Origin of the sequence: Bradyrhizobium sp. PRIMUS42 (assembly GCF_023006515.1) — a bacterium.
Lineage (GTDB): Bacteria > Pseudomonadota > Alphaproteobacteria > Rhizobiales > Xanthobacteraceae > Bradyrhizobium.
Window position 1 is genome coordinate 1 of the sequence record NZ_JALBGZ010001497.1, and the last position, 557, is coordinate 557.

The window sequence follows — 557 nt, forward strand, 5'->3', positions numbered from 1 at the left end:
CGCTGCCCGACCGGCTTTCGGGCCACAGGCTGGCCGGACGCGCCCAGGACAATGCCCGCGCCCGCGAGGCACTCAGCGAGCTCGGCCTTAACCCCCTGATGGTCGAGGCTTTTCGCGACCGCTCCGGTCCGGTCTAGGCGCAGTTTCGCCTGGTACGTTGACGCCGCATTAATGCGGCCAATCTAGATTGCGCGGCAACTGTCGCGTGATCAGAGTTTCCGAATGTCCCAGGCGGGCCCGATCCTGTTTGTGTCCAATGCCGAGCGGCCGCCCTTCGTCGGGGCGCTGGACGAGGCGCGGCTGTTTCCCGTGGTCGACACCGACTGGGCCAGCGCGGCGCGCGCGGTCGAAGAGGTGCAGCCAGCCGCGATTCTCGCTGCGATGCAGGGCGGACACGAGCCGCATTTGGCCGCGCTCTCGAGAAAGATCGCCGACCAATCGCCCTACCTTCCCTTCGTGGCCGTGGATGCGGCGGGCACGCTGCCTCACAACGCCCTGCCCTTCTCCTCGCGCGGCGGCAATCCCGACCGCCTGATCGCACGGCTTCGCGCCGCCCT

At 68.6% G+C, this 557-nt stretch carries 1 pseudogene; it reads left to right on the top strand.

Going from position 1 to position 557, the window contains the following annotated elements:
- Positions 1-222: 222 nt before the first annotated feature.
- Positions 223-557: pseudogene (locus MOV75_RS41285) on the top strand (GGDEF domain-containing protein); the annotation flags it as partial.